Origin of the sequence: Pseudomonas sp. IT-P2 (assembly GCF_949767575.1) — a bacterium.
Classification (GTDB): domain Bacteria; phylum Pseudomonadota; class Gammaproteobacteria; order Pseudomonadales; family Pseudomonadaceae; genus Aquipseudomonas; species Aquipseudomonas pharyngis.
Genome location: NZ_CATKQA010000011.1, coordinates 942,729 through 961,529 on the forward strand (window position 1 = coordinate 942,729; position 18,801 = coordinate 961,529).

An 18,801-nucleotide genomic window follows, 5' to 3' on the forward strand; every position below is an offset into this window, starting at 1 on the left:
TGCGCGCACCTCAACCACCGGCCCGCCCATGGACATCGACCTCGCCCGCACCTTTCTGGAAATCGTCCGCCACGGCAGCCTCGCCGCGGCGGCGGAGAAACTGTTCGTCACGCAAACGGCAATCACCGCCCGGGTCCAGAAACTGGAAAGCCAGTTGGGCAGCACGCTGTTCGTGCGCAACCGTGCCGGTGCGCGGCTGACCGCCAACGGCGAGGCCTTCGTGGTCTACGCCAATCAGCTGGTGCAGACCTGGGAAGCCGCACGCCGGGACCTGCCTTTGCCCGAGGGCTATCACAACGTGCTGCACATCGGCGGCGAGGTCAGCCTGTGCAACCCGTTAATGCTCAGTTGGGCCGCCGAATTGCGCGAGAAAATCCCCGGTCACGCCCTGCGCATGGAGATCCGCGATGGTGAAAACCTGCTGCGTCAGCTCGAACTGGGGGTGCTCGATGCGGCGCTGGTCTATCAGCCGGAATACTGGCCAGGGCTGCAGGTCGAGCAGGTGCTGGAAGAAAAACTGATTCTGGTGACCACGCCCGGCCGCCCTGCCCCTTACGTGTACATCGACTGGGGTCCGGATTTCCGCCGCCAGCACGACGCCGCCCTGCCGGAAAAAGCCAAGGCTGCCCTGAGCTTCAACCTCGGCCCGCTGGCCCTGCAATACATTCTGGAGAACGGCGGCAGCGGCTATTTCCGGACCCGGGTCGTGCGTACTTATCTGGAAAGCGGCGCGCTGGAGCCGGTGACCAAAGCCCCGGAATTCGGCTACCCGACCTACCTCGTGTACTCCCGCGACCGCGACTCGGCGATCCTGCAACAGGCGTTCGATCTGTTGCGCGAAGTGATCAGGGCCGATGACGACTGGTCGCAGCGCTGGAACCCGTTGAGCTGACGGCCGCTATGCACCGGAGCATGGCACTTGTGACCTGAAGTTTGGCGCTGCACAAACGGCGGGATCGGCTACGCTGCCGGGATAACGACAATATCCGCAGGTGAGCGCAGTGAGGCAGACCACCGAGGCATTTCGCAGCCGCTACCGGGCGGCGATCCATCCCCGCTACAACCCGTGGTTGCACGGCGCGTTCGTGCTGCTGTTCGGCGTGCTGGCCATCGGCGCGTTCTGGAGCAGCGTGCACCAGGTGCGGCCGCTGGAATGGCTGACCGTGCCGCTGACCCTGCTGTTCTTCAATTTCGGCGTGTACATGGTGCACCGCCACCTCGGCCACCACAAAAAGAGCTTCGCGCGGATGTTCTACGCCCGGCATGCCGGCGATCATCACAGTTTCTTCACCCCCGGCCACATGACCTACGACGGCGCCCGCGACTGGCGGGTGATCCTGTTCCCGGCCTGGCTGATCGTGCTGCACACGCTGGCGATCACCCTGCCCCTGTGGTGGCTGTTCGCGCAGGTCAACAGCAACGTCGCCGGGCTGTTCGGCGGCTGCATGGTGTTCGGTTACCTGACCTATGAAGTGTTTCATGCCTGCGAGCATCTGCCGCCGCAGAACCCGCTGACCCGCCTGCCGTGGATCCGCCAGATGCGCCGTCTGCACGAATTGCATCACCGTCGCGAGCACATGCAGGAGCGTAATTTCAATATCGTTTTTCCGCTGATGGACTACCTGTTCGGCACCCTCTACCGGGAGCCGGAAATCGCCCCTTTGACCGATTCGAGAACGCCCATGACCCGCATGCGGCACACAGTCGATATCGCCGGCGATCCGATCGCCGTCCTCGCCTACGCCGCCACCGTCAGTCGCTGGCCGGAGTGGCACCCGTCTTCGCTGAAGATCGACGGCCCGAGCGGTGCGTTGCATGCCGGCGCACGATTCGACGAGGACATCCATGCCGGCGGTCGCGAGGGGCATTTGCGCTGGGAGGTCACCGAGTACCTGCCCGGCCGACGCTGGTGCGCCCGGGCCCAGGGTGATCAGGGGCTGTCGTTGCGGCTGACCTATGAATGCTCGGCGCACAACGCTGCCACGCGGTTCGTGCGCACCCTCGATTACCGGTTCGAAGGGATCGGCCTGCGCATCGCCAACCATCTGCTGCTCAAGCGGCGCATCGAGCGCGAATCGGCAACGTCGATGCTGGCCCTGCGTGACATGGCCACCCGGCATCTCGCACTCGCGGGAGCCCACGTGTGAGATGGCGTTATCTGGTGTTGCTGCTGGTTGTCGGGGTTCTGGGCTTTTTGCTGTTGATGCCGACCAGGGTCGAGCCCGTGGCCTGGACGCCGCAACCGGCGCCCTCGCTGACCGAAGGCCAGTACGCTGGCAATCAGCGGCTCAAGAGCGCGGCGCAGGTCGGTCCAAGTGACATCGAAGGCCCGGAAGCGCTGCTGCTGGAAAACGACTTTCTGATCACCGGACTGCACGACGGACGCCTGCTGCGCACCAGTCTCGATGGCCAGCAGCGCAAGGTGCTGGCCGATACGGGAGGCCGGCCGCTGGGGCTGGCACGGCATCCCAACGGTTTGCTGGTGATCGCCGACGGGGTCAAGGGTTTGCTGTCCCTTGATGCACAGGGGCAACTGGTGGCGCTGACCACCGAAGCCAATGGCCTGCCGTTCGGGTTTACCGATGACGTGGCCATCGACAAGTCCGGGCATTACGCCTACTTCAGCGATGCCTCCAGTCGCTGGGGTTACGGCCACGATGGCGAAGCGATCATCGAGCATGGCGGCGACGGGCGCCTGCTGCGTTACGACTTCCAGACCGGAAAAACCAGCGTATTGCTGGACAAGCTGGAGTTCGCCAACGGCGTGACCCTCGGCCCGGAAGACGCCTATGTGCTGGTCAATGAAACCGGCGCCTACCGCATCAGCCGCTACTGGCTGACCGGGCCGCAGGCCGGCACCCATGACCTGTTCATCGACAATCTGCCGGGGCTGCCGGACAACCTCGCCTTCAATGGCCGGGACCGTTTCTGGGTGGCGTTGTACACGCCTCGAAATCCGTTGCTCGACCGTACCGCCGCCCACCCTTTCGTGCGCAAGATGCTGGTGCGGGCGATGACCGTGCTGCCCAAGCCGGTGGAAAAGCGCGGGTTCGTGCTGGGGCTGGATCTGGACGGCAAGGTTATCGCCAATCTGCAGGATGCCAGCGCCGGCAATTACTCGCCGATCACCACAGTGCGCGAGTATGGCGACTGGCTGTATTTCGGCTCGCTGAAGGCGACGCACATGGCGCGAATGCCATTGGACGCCGCCTTGAAGTGAGGCCCTGGACTTTGTATTGGGTCGACTGGCGATAGCGGATAGTCAGTTACTGGATCTATCGAAGGTTTCCGGGTCTTCGTCCTCCGGCACTTCCTCGCTTTCGCGTTCCTCTTCAGGATTACGGACGGTGTGCGCCGGACTGTTCGGCTCGGGATGGGTGGGAACCGGGTCGAATGCGCCCTGTTCTTCACTGGGGAATTTTGGATCGTTCATAAGGCACCTCGTTGAGAGTCGCAATGTGAAGACTCTGAACATTCGAGGTGCCGGTCGGGGCTGTCGTTCCAGTCAATTCACCACCGCAGGCCGGTGGTGCGACTGACGGTCAGGATCGAGCCTGCAACTGCTCGACGATCTTGTCCTTGACCTGCAGGCGTTTCTCTTTGAGTTTCTTCAATGTGTCGTCACTGGGCGCATCCGAAGTCGCCGTCTCGGCCTTGACGACTTCGGCGTCCGCCTGGGAATACTTGTTGATCAGTGCATCCAGATGTGGATCCGCGGTGCGTCGTTGCTGGATCTCTTCCTTTGTAAGTTTCAAGTCCTGTAACAGATCATGGGTCACCGGCATGGAACACCTCCGTCAGTTGATCGGCAGCCAACGCGACCGATTGCGCTGGCCAGGTATCAGAATGGCCTCGGTTGGCCACTTCTGTCGACCACCTGTCAGACCAGCGGTGTCCGTTCGTCGCCCTTTCGCAAATGCGATAAAACCTTTGGTCGGCGAACTCCCTCCATTGAATAACGCTCACAAAAACCTGCGTGGAGAAACACCAATGGACGGATTCAAACTGCGTCATCTCTTTCTGGCCGTTGCATTGAGCACCGGCATGGGCTCGGCTTTCGCCGCTACCGACAACGATTTTGTCGACAACGCAGCGGCCGGCGGCATCGCCGAAATCGAAACCAGTCGCCTGGCGCTGGAAAAAAGCCAATCCGCCGACATCAAAGCGTTTGCCAACATGATGATCACCGACCACGGCAAGGCCAACGATGAACTGGCGACGATTGCCAAGGCCAACGACATCGAGGTGCCGGACACCACGACCCTGGTCAAACAGGCCAAGGAAAAAATACTCGAAGTCCGTGATGAGTCGTTCGACGCCGCCTATGCCAATAATCAGGTGAAGGCTCACGAAGAAACCATTGAGCTGTTCAAGAAACAAGCCAATACCGTGACCGACGACAAAGTCAAAGGCGCCACCGAACTCAAAGCCTTTGCGCAGAAAATGCTGCCGGCACTGGAGAAACACCTGGCCCACGCTAAAGAGCTGCAGGCCAAACACCCCAGCAAGTAACCGCCAGGTACACAAAGAGGCCGCCTCCATTGGACGCGGCCTCTTTGCGTTGGGGCTTTGTTGCAGGCAAAAGATCAGCATTCCTGGCCGCGCCGACTAGAGTTACCGGTGCATTACTTGCGGCAGATCAAAAATATCCTCGGGGGAACGAACAACTATTTCGAACGGCCAAGGTCATTCACTTCGCGCCGGTCATTTTCCGAAGAACCGGCCCCCAATTCGCAATGGAGCAACAGGCACATGGCAGCACTGCAGAACAGCACACTCGATGCGATGAAAAACAAACAGGTACAACTGCTGGGCGAATGGACTAAAGGACTGGTCGACAGCGGTGCCACCCGCAATCTCAAAGAACACGACTTGCAGCAGCAAACCAGTGAATTCCTGCAACTGGTGGTCAGCGGCCTGGAAAACGACAGCGGCACCAACATCGCCGCGCCGGGCTGGGAAGGCATGCGCCAGTTCCTCGAAAAACTCTCCCATAGCCGCGCCCAGCTCGGTCAGGATTCCCAGCAGACCGCCAGCTTCATTTTCTCGCTCAAGGGCCCGCTGTTCGCCCTGCTGCAAAACCATTATCAGGACCAGCCCGCCCTGCTCGCCGAACAGCTTTGGGAAATTTCCGAATTGTTCGATGCTTTCGGCCTGTACACCATTCGCACGTTCCAGAAGTCCCGTGAAGCGGTGATCAAGCGCCAGCAGGAAGAACTGCTGGAGTTGTCGACCCCGGTGGTCAAATTGTGGGATGGCGTGCTTGCACTGCCGATGATCGGCACCCTCGATTCACAGCGCACCCAAGTGGTAATGGAATCGCTGCTGCAACGCATCGTCGACACCGGTTCGGAAATCGCCATCATCGACATCACCGGTGTGCCGACCGTCGACACGCTGGTCGCCCAACACCTGCTCAAGACTGTGACCGCGATCCGCCTGATGGGCGCCGATTGCATCATCAGCGGCGTGCGACCGCAGATTGCCCAGACCATCGTGCACCTGGGCCTCGACCTGCAAGGCGTGGTCACCAAAGCCAATCTGGCCGACGCACTGAAGCTGGCCCTGACCCGTCTGGGCATCACCCTCACCAAGACGGTCTGAACAATGGAACGTATCCCGATTCTTCAGATGGGTGACTTCCTGCTGGTGACCATCCAGGTCGACATGCACGACCAGCTCGCCCTCACCTTGCAGGACGACCTGTCCGAGCGCATCAGCAAGACCTCCGCGCGCGGGGTGCTGATCGACATCTCGGCGCTGGACATGGTCGATTCGTTCATCGGCCGGATGATCGGCACCATTTCCGGCCTGTCGAAAATCATGGACGCTGAAACCATGCTCGTCGGCATGCAGCCGGCGGTCGCCATTACCCTGGTCGAGCTCGGTCTGTACCTGCCGGGCGTCAGCACCGCGCTGAACGTCGAGCGCGGCATGAAACTGCTGCAGGAACGAGTACGCCAGCAATGACCGTGCGCAGCAGCGGTACCCAACCGATCAACATCGAGCAGGATGTGGTGCTGGCGCGGCAAACGGCGCGCAAGCTGGCCACCGAGTGCGGCATGCGCCTGATCGACCTGACCAAACTGGTGACCGCCGTCAGTGAACTGGCGCGCAACACCATGGTGTATGGCGGTGGCGGAGACATGGACTGGCAGATCCTCGACGACAACCACAAGGTCGGCCTGCGCCTGACCTTTCGCGATGAAGGCCCGGGCATTCCCGACATCAAACTGGCGATGACCGACGGCTGGACCTCCGGCAGCGGTCTGGGCCTGGGCCTGACCGGGGCCAAGCGTCTCGTGGACGAATTTGAACTGGACACCGAGCCCGGCAAAGGCACTCGCATAACGATCACCCGATGGACATGAACATCAGCGGGACATTGACCCAGGTGTTGGTGATCGAGGACAGCAGCCAGATCGGCCATGCCCGGCGTACGGCCCAGCGTCTGGCCGAGCAACACGGTTTTGGCGAAAGCGACGCAGGCCGTGTGGCGCTGGTGGCCACGGAGCTGGCGAGCAATGTGCTCAAGCACGCCGGGCGCGGGGAATTGCACCTGCGCCTGTTGCCCCGTCACGGTGACGACGGTATCGAGATGATTGCGGTCGACCGTGCCCAGGGGTTTGATCTGGATGCGTGCATGACCGATGGCTTTTCCACCGGCGGTACTCAGGGCATCGGTCTGGGCGCCGTGGCACGCCAGGCGGATGTCTTCGACGTATATGCCGACCATCGCGGCGCCGTGCTGCTGGCTCGTTTATACCCGCGCAGCGACCGGCAGTTGGATATGCCGTATGGTGTCAGTCAACACTCGCTGCACAACGATCCCGCCTGCGGCGACGTCTGGCATCTGGCGATTCACGGCAGTGACATCAGTGCCCTGATCGTCGATGGTCTGGGCCATGGCGAAGACGCCGAGCGTGCGGCCCGAGCAGGAGAGAAAGCCTTTGCCATGAGCCCGTTCGGTGCGCCAACGGTCCTGATGGAAGACATGCACCGGGAAATGATCGGGAGCCGGGGTGGCGCAGTGGCATTCGCGCAGTTTCATGCCGGGCGTGCCAGTCTGTCGTTCACCGGTGTCGGTAACATCGGTGCCAGCCTGATCGCCTCCGACAAGTCGCGCGGACTGGCCTCGCATCCAGGGATAGTCGGCGGCCAATACCGAAAAGCCCAGCCCTTTGACTATGCTCACGTGAACGGACATCTATTGATCATGTACAGCGATGGCTTGCAGTCCCGTTGGAACCTTCAAGACTACCCCGGTCTGGTGCATCGCCATCCCGCCGTGATAGCCACCGTCCTGCACCGCGATTTCTGTCGCGGGCGCGACGATGTAACGGTGCTGGTCGTTGCCCTGGAGGCCGCCCATGGCTGAGTCCCCGACACTGAGCAATGCCGAACAGGCTGCGTTGATCGCCCAGTTGCAGAGCGAAACCGCTGCGTTGCGCGAAGAGCTCGACGAAACCAATCAGGGCGTGCTGGCCCTGTACGCCGAACTCGACACCCAGGCCGAACAACTGCGTCAGGCGTCCGATCTGAAAAGCCGCTTTCTGTCGTACATGAGCCACGAGTTCCGCACACCGCTGGGCTCGATCCTGAGCATCAACAGCCTGCTGGCCGACGAACTCGACGGCCCGCTGAGCCCCGAGCAGCACAAACAGGTGGCCTTCGTCAGCAGCGCCGCCCGGGAACTCAGTGACATGGTCGACGACCTGCTCGATCTGGCGAAGATCGAGGCCGGACGCATCAGTATTTCTCCGGCGTGGTTCGACATGTTCGACCTGTTCGCGGCGTTGCGCGGAATGTTCCGGCCGATTGTCGACGCCACTGCCGTAGACCTGATTTTCGAAGAGCCAGTGGGCCTGCCGCGTCTCTATACCGACGACAAGAAGCTCGCGCAGATTCTGCGCAACTTCATTTCCAACTCGCTGAAATTCACCACCCGTGGTGAAGTAAGGATCTCGGCACGCCTTGAGGGTGAGGACAAGGTACGGTTCGCCGTCAGCGACACCGGTATCGGTATCGCTTCGGAGCTGCACGGCACCTTGTTTGAAGACTTTTCTCAGGTCGACTCGCCGCTGCAAAAACGCCTGCGCGGCACCGGGCTCGGCTTGTCCCTGTGCAAACGCTTCGCCGAACTGCTCGGTGGCGAGGTCGGCGTCCAGAGTACCCCGAGCGTGGGTTCGTGCTTTTTCGTGATCATCCCGTTGGCGATCGCCCAGGAGAGCGTCGATGAAACATGACATCCGTCTGTTGATTGTCGACGACAACGTCGCCACCCGTTACGCCTTGCGCCGGCGGCTGGAACGCCACGGCTATGAGGTGTTAGAGGCCGGCACCGGTGGCGATGGCTTGGCATTGATCGCCAGTGAAAAGCTCGACGCGTTGATTCTCGACGTCAACCTGCCGGACATGAGCGGCTTCGATATTGTCCGCGAACTGCGCGCCGACGCCCGCACCGCCCTGCTCCCGGTGATCCACGTGTCGGCCGCGTCGATCCAGACCGGCGACATCATCACCGGCCTTGATGCCGGAGCCGATGCCTATTTGATTCACCCAGTCGATCCCGACGTGCTGCTGGCAACATTGCGCACCCTGCTTCGGGTGCGCGACACGGAGAACGCGTTGCGCGAAAGCGAGGCGCGTTTCCGCGAGATCTTCGTCAACATCTCCGCGCCCATCGCGGTGCTGGATGCCGACCTGAAAGTCCACGAGTGCAACCACGCTTTCTCCCAACTGATCCAGGACAACCGCGACCCGCAGACCCTCAGCGAATGCTTTGCCGAGGATCAGAGCGCGATCCTCGACGAACTGCGCCTGCGACTGGTGGACGGCGAGCGCTGGAAGGGCACGCTGAACATGCGCGTGCAGGGTGAGGTTCGCGAGACCGAATGGCAGATTTCGCCCTACCGGACTCCGAAGCTGAGCCTGGTGTTCGTCGAAGACGTCACCGAACACCGTCACCGCGAACGTTCGCACCTGGCGCGACTGGACGACACCACCACGCAACTGGCCAAGGAAGTCGCCGACCGGGTGCGTGCCGAATCGCAACTGCTGCAAGTACAGAAAATGGATGCGCTGGGCAAACTCACCGGCGGCATTGCCCACGACTTCAACAACCTCCTGACCGGGATCATCACCAGCCTTGAGCTGATCCAGAAACGGGTCGCCGATGCCCGCCCGGACAAGGTGCAGTTTTACGCCGAAGCAGCTCTGAACTCGGCGATGAGTGCGGCCTCGCTCACCCATCGCCTGCTGGCTTTTGCCCGCCAGCAACCGCTCGACACCCGTCCGGTGGACATCAACAAGCACGTCCGCTCGCTGGAAGAATTGCTGGTGCGCACCATCGGCGAACGCATCGCCCTCAAACTGGAAATGACCACCAAACCTGCCATCGCGCTGGTCGATCCGATCCAGCTCGAAAGCGCAGTGCTCAACCTGGTGATCAACGCCCGGGACGCATTGCCACGGGGCGGCAATATCTGGGTCAGCACTTACGCGGCGTATTCCCACGGCGACCCGAACCTCGCCGATGGTTCCTATGTGGCGCTATCGGTGCGCGATGACGGTACCGGCATCGAGCACAGCGTCATCGATAAGGTGTTCGAGCCGTTTTTCACCACCAAACCGCTGGGCCAGGGCACCGGGTTGGGGCTGTCGACGATCTACGGTTTCGCTCGTCAATCCGGTGGCGATGCGCACATCCGCAGCGTCGCGCGACGCGGCACCGAAGTGACGATCATGCTGCCGGCCACCAGTGATCCGACCGCTGTCGATGTGGCCCCGGTGACCATCGATCCGCAAGGCTCGGGCGAGCATGTGTTGATCGTCGAAGACATGCCGGCGGTGCGCCTGTTCGTCACCGAAGTGCTGGAAGACGCCGGCTACCGATGCACCCAGGCGGCCGATATCGAAACCGCGCTGGAGCGCTTGCGGAACGACCCGTCGATCGACCTGCTGCTGACCGACGTGGGCCTGCCACGCATGACCGGCCGTGAACTGGCGGACGTTGCCCGGGGCTGGCGTGAAGCGCTGCCGATCCTGTTCATGACCGGTTACGCGGAAACCGCGATCAACCGCCAGGTGTTCCTCGGGGCCGGCATGGAGATGCTGGTCAAGCCGTTCCAGATCCGCGAGTTGCTGGACAAGGTACGCCGCACCCTCGACGGCGCCTGATACACCGCCATCGCCAGCAGGCTGGCTCCCACATGGAAAACCAGCAATCTGTGGGAGCCAGCCTGCTGGCGATGACGATATTCGACACGCTATGGCTAGCGGCTGAGGGCACGAGAAAGAAACGGCGCAGTCCGGCTCTTCTTGCTCGCCGCCACTTTCTGCGGCGTTCCGGCCACGACGATCTTGCCGCCCTGATCCCCCGCACCCGGACCGATGTCGATCACCCAGTCGCTCTGCGCCACCACGCGCATTTCATGCTCGACCACGATCACCGTGTGCCCCGCCGTGACCAGCGTATCCAGTTGCTCCAACAAGCGGTCAACGTCGCGCGGGTGCAACCCGGTGGTCGGTTCATCCAGCACATACAATGTCGCCCCACGCTGGTTGCGTTGCAGCTCGGTGGCCAGTTTGATGCGCTGGGCTTCGCCGCCGGACAACTCGGTCGCCGGTTGCCCGAGGCGCAGATAACCGAGACCGATGTCGCGCAGTACCTCCAGCGAACGGCGGATCGCCGGTTGCTCGGCAAACACCGTCACCGCTTCGTCCACCGTCAGCTTCAGCACCTGCGCGATGCTCAAGCCCTGCCAGAGGATGGCCAGGGTTTCGGGGTTGTAACGCGCACCGTGACAGGTCGGGCACGGCGCATAAACGCTGGGCATGAACAGTAATTCGACACTGACAAACCCCTCGCCTTCGCAGGTCGGGCAGCGACCCTTGGCGACGTTGAAGGAAAACTGCCCGGCGTCGTATCCCGCCGCTTTCGCCTCATCGGTCGCGGCAAACAGCTTGCGCACGTTGTCGAACAGCCCGGTGTAGGTCGCCAGATTCGAACGCGGCGTGCGGCCGATGGGTTTCTGATCGACCTGCACCAGACGCTTGATCGACTCCAACCCGGCGCTGACCTGGCCGGTGCTGGCAGACGGGGTATCGTCTTCCAGATTGAGCTCTTCCGGCTCGGCGTCACTGACGCTGCGCCCGAGCTGCGCGCCGACCAGTTCCAGCAGCGCCTGGCTGACCAGACTGGATTTGCCCGAACCGGAAACACCGGTGACCGAAGTGAAACAACCCAGGGGAAATTCGGCGCTGAGGTTATTCAGGTTGTTGCGTGTGACGCCGTCGAGTTTCAGCCAGCCCGACGGTTTGCGCGCGGCGCGGTTCGGCCGTTGCTGTTCGGCGAACAGATAGGCGCGGGTCTGCGATTCCTCGATCGCGGCCAGCCCCGGCGGCGGGCCGCTGTAGAGAATCTGCCCGCCCTTTTCACCGGCCGCCGGGCCGACGTCGATCAGCCAGTCGGCGCGGCGCATCGTGTCCAGATCGTGCTCGACCACAAACACGCTGTTGCCGTCGGCCTTCAGACGCTGCAAGGCCTCGAACAGCGCCTCGCCGTCAGCCGGGTGCAGGCCGGCGGAGGGTTCGTCGAGCACGTAGATCACGCCGAACAATTGCGACCCCAATTGAGTGGCCAGTCGCAGGCGTTGCAATTCGCCGGACGACAGGGTCGGCGTGCTGCGCTCCAGCGCCAGATATCCGAGCCCGAGATCGGTCAGGGTGCTGACCCGCTCCAGCAAGTCCTCGGCAATGCGCTGCGCGGCCAGGCGTTTTTCCAGCGAGAGGTTCGGCGTATGGCGCACGTCCGGCGCGTTGGCGTGGCCGCTGGCGCCCTGGGCCACGCGTTGCTGCCGGGCTTCGCGGGTCTGGCTGTGGGTCAGGGTTTCACCGCTTTCATCGGCGTGTTCCAGCCAGCTCGCGTCCGCCACCGGTTTCAAGACTTCGGCGACTTGCAGCAGCGGCATCCGCGACAACTCGCCGATGTCATGCCCGGCAAACGTCACCGACAGCGCCTCGCGCTTGAGGCGCTTGCCATCGCACAGCGGGCAAAGGCTGCCGATCATGAACTGCGACACGCGCTTCTTCATCAGCGCACTTTGCGAATGGGTAAACGTGTGCAGGATGTAGCGCCGGGCGCCGGTGAACGTGCCTTGATAGCTCGGTTCCATGTTGCGCTTGAGGGCGACGCGGGTCTCTTCCGGCGTCAGCCCGGCGTACACCGGAACGGTCGGTGTTTCCTCGGTGAAGAGGATCCAGTCACGCTGTTTTTTCGGCAGCTTGCGCCACGGGATATCGACATCGATGCCCATGGTCACCAGGATGTCGCGCAGGTTCTGCCCCTGCCAGGCCAGCGGCCAGGACGCCACGGCACGCTGGCGGATGGTCAGATTCGGATCCGGCACCATCAACGCCTCGGTGACCTCGTAAACCCGGCCCAGTCCATGGCATTGCGGGCACGCGCCTTGCGGCGTATTCGGTGAGAAGTCCTCGGCGTAGAGCATCGGCTGCCCCGGCGGATAGCTGCCGGCGCGCGAGTACAGCATTCGGATCAGGCTCGAGAGCGTGGTGACGCTGCCCACCGACGAGCGCGTGCTCGGCGTGCCGCGCTGTTGCTGCAGGGCCACGGCCGGGGGCAGACCTTCGATGGAATCGACGTCCGGTACGCCGACCTGATCGATCAGCCGCCGCGCATAGGGCGCCACCGATTCGAAATAGCGCCGCTGGGCTTCGGCATACAGCGTCGAAAACGCCAGCGACGACTTGCCCGAACCCGACACCCCGGTGAACACCACCAGTGCATCGCGAGGAATGTCGACGTCCACGTTCTTCAGATTGTGTTCACGGGCGCCGCGCACGCGAACCATGCCGGCGGCAGAACTGGAATTGCGTCTGGAAGTCATCGGCCAGCCTTGGTCAGGGGATTTGGAGCTCAGGTGCTGAGCACGGAACGGATCATCTGCAGCAATGCTTCGGGGCCATAGGGCTTGCCGAGCAAATGGGTGTCGGGGCTGAGCTGGTGGTTGCGCGAGATGATGTCGCGGGTGTGGCCCGAGGTGAACAGCACGGCCACCGGCGGCATTTGCACCTTGGCCCACGCCGCCAGATCGGAGCTTTTGATAAGACCGGGCATGACCACGTCGGTGAAGATCAGGTCGACCCGAGCGCCTTCCATCAACATCTGCATGGCCGCGTCGCCGTTGCCGGCGATCAGCACGCGGTAGCCTTCTTCGCGCAACAGTTCGACCGCCGAGGTGCGCACCGCTTCGTTGTCCTCGACCACCAGGATCGTCTCGTGACCACCCGCCTGCTGATGATTGACGCTCGGCGAGTCATCGAGCACGGGGCGCAGGCTGCGTGGAAAGTACAACTGCACCCGCGTGCCTTCGCCAATCCGACTGTCGATCTCCACATGCCCGCCGCTCTGCTTGACGAAGCCGAACACCATGCTCAAGCCCAGGCCAGTGCCCTGGCCGTCGGCCTTGGTGGTGAAGAACGGTTCGAACACCTGCTCGAGCATGTGCGGGGCAATGCCCACGCCGCTGTCACTGACCGAGACCCGGACGAAATCCCCCGGCACGATGCCCTTGCCCGAACAGAACGCCCGATCCAGTGAGAGGTTGGAGGCGCCAAGCACAATCGTGCCCTCGCCCTTCATGGCGTCCCGGGCATTGATTGCCAGATTGAGAATGGCGTTTTCCAGTTGATTGCGGTCAACGTTGATGTGCCACGGCTCAACAGGCAGTTGCACGTCGATCTGAATGGTTTCGCCCAGCGCCCGTTGCAGCAACTCGCCCACGCCTTCGAAAATCTGGCGTGGGTTGCAAACCGCCGGCGACAGCGGCTGACGCCGGGCAAACGCGAGCAGTTGCGAGGACAGCTTGGCGCCGCGCTCCACCGCCGCCAGCGAGGCGCTGACCCGACGCTGGACATTGGCATTGTCCGGTTCATGGCGAGCCAGCAGATGCAGGTTGCCGGCGATCACTTGCAGCAGGTTGTTGAAGTCATGGGCCACGCCGCCCGTAAGGCCGCCGATGGCTTCGAGCTTCTGCGACTGACGCAATTGCTCTTCGGCGGCGAGGCGCGCCTCGACTTCATCCGCTACCCGCTGTTCGAGGTTGCGGGTGAACTTGAGCAGCGATTCCTCGGCGGTCTTGCGCTCGTGAATATCGATCAGCACACCGGGGAAACGGAACGGCCGGCCCTGCTCGTCGAATTCGCAAGCGCCGCTGGCGAGCACCCACAGACAACTGCCATCGGCACGCACCACCCGGTATTCGGCGTTGTACGGCTCGCCGGTACGCACCGCATTCTCGACGCATTCCTGCACCCAACTGCGGTCGTCGGGATGAATGTGCGTCTCGGCGATATGCTGCGGCAGGTTGCTCAGGTCTTGATCAGGTGGGTAGGAAAATGTCCGGGCGAATCGCTCATCGGCCGACAGCACGTTGTTTCTCACGTCCCAGACAAACGAGCCGAGCAATGCCCCGGCATTGAGTGCCAGTCGCACCCGCTCGTTATCGGCGCGATAAGCGTCTTCGGCGGCCTGACGCAAGCGTTCGGACAGCACCAGTTCAGTGGTTTCCACCACCATCGCCATCACACCCGAAGGCACGCCGGCATCGTTGGCCACCGGGCTGTAATACAAATCGAGCCAGACATCCTCGGGCACACCGTCGCGCAGCAACACCAAGACCTTGTTGCGGTATTCCAGGGTGCCGCCGGCCAGACAGGTGTCGACCACATGCCGGTTGAAATCGGCCACCTCCGGCCAGCCCAGTTCCACCGGCGATCCGAGCAGGTACGGATGCCGGCCGCCGGCGAATCGCGAATAGGCGTCGTTGTAGATCATGTAACCGGCATGGCCCCAGAGCATGACCATCGGCAGCGGCGAGGCCAGCATCAGCTGGACCGTGCTGCACAGGCTGGCCGGCCAGGTTTCGAGGGGGCCCAGATCAGTCCTGCTCCAGTCAAACGCACGAATGCGCCCGGCCATCTCGCCTTGCCAGCCGTCACACCCATGGCTATCGGATAAAAACTGCATCAGCTGCTTCAACGCCTTGTAGTGGGTCCGGTTCTATCGCCGCGCGTTCAAACGCCACGCCCGTCTGTTTCGAGCGTGTCGGGCAGCGATGGTTTCATTAGAGGTATAGCCGATTTCACCTGCACTCGACGCTCACACTCCGATCAGGTGTTTGAGCGGATGGTAGCCGGTCTTCATTTTCGCAGCGACGTCGAGGATCGCCTTCTGGATGCCGTCCAGGTGCATGCAGGTCAGCTCGATCGCCGCGCTCTGATTGCCGGCCTCGATGTACTCGATCAGGCGCAGGTGCTCGTCGTCGCGGCAGGCTTCGTGGCTGTCGTCATCCAGCGCGGCGGCGTACAGCGAGGCGCGGGAAATCAGCTTCTGGAACCAGTCGAGCAGTACCGGGTTGTTCAGGCTGCGGGCCAGTTTGATGTGGAATTCGCCGAGCAGGTGAATCAGTCGCTCGTGGTCGCCGGCTTCGTGGGCTTCGTCTTCCAGCAGCAAATGATCACGCAGGTCCTGCATCGCCGCAGAGTCCTTGCGCCGACACAGTTCGGTGACGATGCCGATCTCGATCAGACGCCGGGTTTCGAACAGGGAACGGATTTCCTCATCGCTGGGCAGCGACACCGACGCACCTTTATTGGGCTCGGTGGTGACCAGTCCGTCGGCCTCCAGTTGCTTGAGCGCGGCGCGAACCGACGTGCGGCTGACATTGAACAATTCCGCCAGCGACGCCTCGCCCAGCTTCATCCCCGGACGCAGCGAACGCTTGCTGATCGCCTCGTAAACCCCTTGGTAGACGCGGTCGACCGTGGTTTCCGTTTTTTTCTCGGTCATTTGAAAGCTCCTTCAACGCTGGCGACGCTGCCCGACGAACGACTCAGTCAGGGAAATGGGGGTTGCGCCAGCAGATTAATCCGGGTATTTCTAAATTGCATTCAGATATTGCATACAATAATTAGAGGATTGCACCATTATGGGTCAACCAATAGCCATTGAAGTGCGTAACGTATCCAAGCGGTATTCTGATGACCCTGGCCTGGCGCCAGCCCTCGACAACGTATCGGTGAACATCGCCGACAACGAGTTTTTCACCCTCCTCGGCCCCTCGGGCTGCGGCAAGACCACCCTGCTGCGCACCATCGCCGGTTTCGAACACGTCAGCGACGGCGAAATCCGTCTGGCGGGCGAAACGGTCAATCACCTGCCGCCGTTCAAGCGTCGGGTCAACACGGTGTTCCAGAGTTACGCGCTGTTTCCGCACATGAGTGTCGCGCAGAATATCGCCTTCGGCCTCGAGATGCAGGGTCTTGATCACAAGACGATTCCCGGACGGGTCGACGAGATGCTCGCGCTGGTGCAGATGGAGCATCTGGCCGGGCGCAAACCGGCGGAATTATCCGGCGGCCAGCAACAACGCGTGGCTCTGGCCCGGGCCCTGGCGCCGAAGCCGAAAGTGCTGTTGCTCGACGAGCCGCTGTCGGCGCTGGACCTGAAGCTGCGCAAGGAAATGCAGGTCGAACTCAAGCGCGTGCAGCAGGAAGCCGGCATCACTTTCATCTTCGTCACCCACGACCAGGAAGAAGCCCTGACCCTGTCCGACCGGATCGCGGTGATGTCCGCCGGCAAGATCCTGCAGATCGGCACCCCGACCGACATCTATGAACGTCCGCAGCACCGCTTCGTCGCCCAGTTCATCGGCGACATCAATTTCCTCCCCGGCGAACTCAAGCGCGGCGAACACAACGAAAACATCTTCGTGCCCAACGGCATGCCGGTGGAAATCCCCTGCCCGCCCCAAGGCGTCAACGGCAGCAGTGTGCAACTGGCGTTTCGTCCCGAGCGCTCGCAACTGGTCGCGGCGGATCAACCGCATCATCTGCGCGGGGTGATCGAGGCGGTGCTGTATGTCGGCACCGCGACGCTGTACCAGTGCCGTTTGAACAACGACATCAAAGTCATGCTGCGGGAAAACAACGAAGGCCTGAACCGTGGTCGTGCAGTCGGCGAGCCCGTGGCGGTGCACCTGCCGCCCCAGGCCTGTCTGTTGATGGAGGCCTGAGATGAGCGTCAGCAGCACTTCGCCCTCTCTCAACCGCGCGCTGTTGCTCAGCCCGGTGGTGTTGACCCTGCTCGCGCTGATCGCCATTCCGCTGGGCATCATGGGCTACATCAGCCTGCTGCCGCGCAACACCTACGGCGGCGTCGACTGGCAGGCCCAATGGCAACTGCAAAGTTACGTGCAGCTGTTTTTCCAGGAAGGTTTTGACGGCGAACTGGAGCTGAACTGGGTCTACGCCCAGGCGCTGCTGCGCTCGGTGTTCCAGGCCGGTGGCACCACGGTGTTGTGCTTTCTGTTCGGGTTTCCGGTGGCATTGTGGATGTCGAGCCTGACCCCGCGCCGGCGCAACCTGATGGTGTTGCTCATCACCATTCCGTTCTGGACCAACCTGCTGATCCGCAACTACGCGTGGCTGATCATCCTGCGCGAACAGGGCTGGGTCGCCCAGAGCCTCAACGCGCTGTTCCCGAGTGCCGGCGGCATCACCCTGCTGTACAACGACTTCGCGGTCAGTGTGGGTCTGGTCTACAGCTTCTTGCCGTTCATGATCCTGCCGATCTACTCGACCCTGGAAAAACTCGACTGGCGTCTGGTGGAAGCCGCCTATGACCTGGGCGCCAACCGCTGGCATGCGTTGCGCCGGATCATCCTGCCGCTGTCGATGCCCGGCGTGATTGCCGGCGCGTTGCTGGTGTTTGTGCCGAGCCTCGGCGCCTTCATCACCCCGGCCATTCTCGGCGGCGGCAAGACCCTGATGATCGGCAACCTGATCCAGCAGCAATTCGGCACCGCGCGCAACTGGCCGCTGGGCAGTTCGCTGTCGTTCCTGCTGCTGGGGATTCTGCTGTTGTCCCTGGTGCTCTACGCCCTGTACAGCCGCAGCGCGGCGAAAACCCTGAACCGGGGAGCGAAAGCATGATCTCTCTGCACCTGAAAAAACTCCCCGCAACCCGCGAAATCAGCCTGCTGATCCTCGCCTATCTGTACGTGCCGATCCTGGTGTTGATCGCCTACAGCTTCAACGCCAACCGCTCGGCGACGGTGTGGACCGAGTTCTCGTTCGCCTGGTACGGACGGATCCTGGCCAACCCGTCGATCCAGACGGCGGCGCTGAATTCGATCATCGTCGCGACCATCGCCACAGTCTGCGCCACGACCATTGCACTGCTCGCAGCACTTGCGACTTACCGGCCGTTCTACGGGCAGAAAATGGTCGAAGGCGGGATCAACCTGCCGCTGATCCTGCCGGAGATCGTCACCGCCGTGGCCACCCTGCTGCTGTTCATGGCCCTGGGGATCAAGCTCGGGCTGATGACGGTGATCGTCGCGCACATCGGCTTCTGCATTCCGTTCGCCTACCTGCCGATCCGCGCGCGGCTCAACGACCTGGACAAGAGCCTGCTGGAGGCCGCCAACGACCTGTATGCCAATCCGTGGCAGGTGTTTCGCCGCGTGACCTTGCCGCTGCTGTGGCCGGCGGTGTTGTCCGGCTCGGTGCTGGCGTTCGTGGTCAGCCTCGACGATTTCATCATGACCTTCTTCGTCGCCGGGCCCGGTTCGACCACGTTGCCGGTGTACATCTTCTCGGCGATCAAGGCTGGCGTAACACCTGAAATCAACGCGATTTCAACCCTGATGCTGGTGATTTCCATCGTGCTGGTGGTGCTGGCCTTCTGGCTCGGCCAACGCGGCAAACAACAATAAA

18 protein-coding genes are annotated in these 18,801 nt (G+C 62.3%); 13 read left to right on the forward strand and 5 right to left on the reverse strand.

Annotation, left to right across the window (positions count from 1 at the left end; translation table 11 throughout):
• Window positions 1-28: 28 nt before the first annotated feature.
• From ACM6JM_RS10940 to ACM6JM_RS10950, 3 genes are all read left to right on the forward strand, one after another.
• A complete protein-coding gene (locus ACM6JM_RS10940) occupies window positions 29-892 on the forward strand; it encodes a LysR family transcriptional regulator (protein WP_039768849.1) in 864 nt (287 codons plus the stop codon).
• A gap of 109 nt (window positions 893-1,001) precedes the next feature.
• On the forward strand, window positions 1,002-2,147 hold the full coding sequence (locus tag ACM6JM_RS10945; RefSeq protein WP_414881849.1) for a sterol desaturase family protein: 1,146 nt from the start codon (window positions 1,002-1,004) through the stop codon (window positions 2,145-2,147).
• Between the two features lie 56 nt (window positions 2,148-2,203).
• Entirely contained in the window at window positions 2,204-3,220 is a 1,017-nt protein-coding gene (locus ACM6JM_RS10950) for an SMP-30/gluconolactonase/LRE family protein (RefSeq protein WP_414881915.1), read from the forward strand.
• Window positions 3,221-3,262: 42 nt separating this feature from the next.
• Here the strand turns inward: ACM6JM_RS10950 and ACM6JM_RS10955 are convergent, their stop codons facing one another.
• Together ACM6JM_RS10955 and ACM6JM_RS10960 are read right to left on the reverse strand one after the other, a co-directional pair.
• Window positions 3,263-3,433 (reverse strand): hypothetical protein, encoded by a 171-nt coding sequence (locus ACM6JM_RS10955; RefSeq protein WP_166742314.1) that lies wholly within the window; start codon window positions 3,431-3,433, stop codon window positions 3,263-3,265.
• A gap of 109 nt (window positions 3,434-3,542) precedes the next feature.
• On the reverse strand, window positions 3,543-3,785 hold the full coding sequence (locus ACM6JM_RS10960) for a YdcH family protein (RefSeq protein ID WP_039768852.1): 243 nt from the start codon (window positions 3,783-3,785) through the stop codon (window positions 3,543-3,545).
• A gap of 205 nt (window positions 3,786-3,990) precedes the next feature.
• Here ACM6JM_RS10960 and ACM6JM_RS10965 point away from each other — a divergent pair, with 205 nt between their 5' ends.
• The 7 genes from ACM6JM_RS10965 to ACM6JM_RS10995 all read left to right on the forward strand — a co-directional run bounded on the left by ACM6JM_RS10965 (window position 3,991) and on the right by ACM6JM_RS10995 (window position 10,179).
• A complete protein-coding gene (locus ACM6JM_RS10965) occupies window positions 3,991-4,512 on the forward strand; it encodes a DUF4142 domain-containing protein (RefSeq protein WP_039768854.1) in 522 nt (173 codons plus the stop codon).
• Window positions 4,513-4,752: 240 nt separating this feature from the next.
• Window positions 4,753-5,604, forward strand: coding sequence for an STAS domain-containing protein (locus tag ACM6JM_RS10970; protein ID WP_074690304.1), 852 nt, complete (start codon window positions 4,753-4,755; stop codon window positions 5,602-5,604).
• Window positions 5,605-5,607: 3 nt separating this feature from the next.
• Window positions 5,608-5,970, forward strand: a complete 363-nt coding sequence (locus tag ACM6JM_RS10975; RefSeq protein ID WP_011334518.1) for an STAS domain-containing protein — start codon at window positions 5,608-5,610, stop codon at window positions 5,968-5,970.
• A complete protein-coding gene (locus ACM6JM_RS10980) occupies window positions 5,967-6,371 on the forward strand; it encodes an anti-sigma regulatory factor (RefSeq protein ID WP_011334519.1) in 405 nt (134 codons plus the stop codon). The genes ACM6JM_RS10975 and ACM6JM_RS10980 overlap by 4 nt, the downstream gene beginning before the upstream one ends.
• A complete protein-coding gene (locus ACM6JM_RS10985) occupies window positions 6,368-7,378 on the forward strand; it encodes an ATP-binding protein (protein WP_414881916.1) in 1,011 nt (336 codons plus the stop codon). Before ACM6JM_RS10980 ends, ACM6JM_RS10985 begins: the two co-directional genes overlap by 4 nt.
• Window positions 7,371-8,246, forward strand: a complete 876-nt coding sequence (locus ACM6JM_RS10990) for a sensor histidine kinase (protein ID WP_039768858.1) — start codon at window positions 7,371-7,373, stop codon at window positions 8,244-8,246. The genes ACM6JM_RS10985 and ACM6JM_RS10990 overlap by 8 nt, the downstream gene beginning before the upstream one ends.
• Window positions 8,236-10,179, forward strand: a complete 1,944-nt coding sequence (locus tag ACM6JM_RS10995) for a response regulator (protein WP_414881850.1) — start codon at window positions 8,236-8,238, stop codon at window positions 10,177-10,179. Before ACM6JM_RS10990 ends, ACM6JM_RS10995 begins: the two co-directional genes overlap by 11 nt.
• A 95-nt stretch (window positions 10,180-10,274) precedes the next feature.
• Here ACM6JM_RS10995 and ACM6JM_RS11000 read toward each other — a convergent pair whose 3' ends face one another.
• From ACM6JM_RS11000 to ACM6JM_RS11010, 3 genes are all read right to left on the reverse strand, one after another.
• Window positions 10,275-12,908, reverse strand: coding sequence for an excinuclease ABC subunit A (locus tag ACM6JM_RS11000; protein ID WP_414881851.1), 2,634 nt, complete (start codon window positions 12,906-12,908; stop codon window positions 10,275-10,277).
• Between the two features lie 29 nt (window positions 12,909-12,937).
• Window positions 12,938-15,049 carry a PAS domain-containing sensor histidine kinase gene (locus ACM6JM_RS11005; protein WP_103386664.1) on the reverse strand — a complete coding sequence of 704 codons (2,112 nt, stop codon included), beginning with the start codon at window positions 15,047-15,049 and terminating at the stop codon, window positions 12,938-12,940.
• Between the two features lie 132 nt (window positions 15,050-15,181).
• Window positions 15,182-15,871, reverse strand: coding sequence for a GntR family transcriptional regulator (locus ACM6JM_RS11010; RefSeq protein ID WP_039768861.1), 690 nt, complete (start codon window positions 15,869-15,871; stop codon window positions 15,182-15,184).
• Between the two features lie 139 nt (window positions 15,872-16,010).
• On the opposite strand from ACM6JM_RS11010, the gene ACM6JM_RS11015 reads away from it, so the two are divergent.
• Genes ACM6JM_RS11015 through ACM6JM_RS11025 form a run of 3 tightly spaced genes read left to right on the forward strand, consistent with a single transcriptional unit; the run spans window position 16,011 to window position 18,800 of the window.
• Complete coding sequence (locus ACM6JM_RS11015; RefSeq protein ID WP_414881852.1) at window positions 16,011-17,096, forward strand: ABC transporter ATP-binding protein; 1,086 nt, start codon at window positions 16,011-16,013, stop codon at window positions 17,094-17,096.
• 1 nt (window position 17,097) lies between these two features.
• Window positions 17,098-18,015 (forward strand): ABC transporter permease, encoded by a 918-nt coding sequence (locus tag ACM6JM_RS11020; RefSeq protein WP_007959454.1) that lies wholly within the window; start codon window positions 17,098-17,100, stop codon window positions 18,013-18,015.
• Window positions 18,012-18,800, forward strand: a complete 789-nt coding sequence (locus ACM6JM_RS11025; protein ID WP_007959453.1) for an ABC transporter permease — start codon at window positions 18,012-18,014, stop codon at window positions 18,798-18,800. Before ACM6JM_RS11020 ends, ACM6JM_RS11025 begins: the two co-directional genes overlap by 4 nt.
• Window position 18,801: the final 1 nt, after the last annotated feature.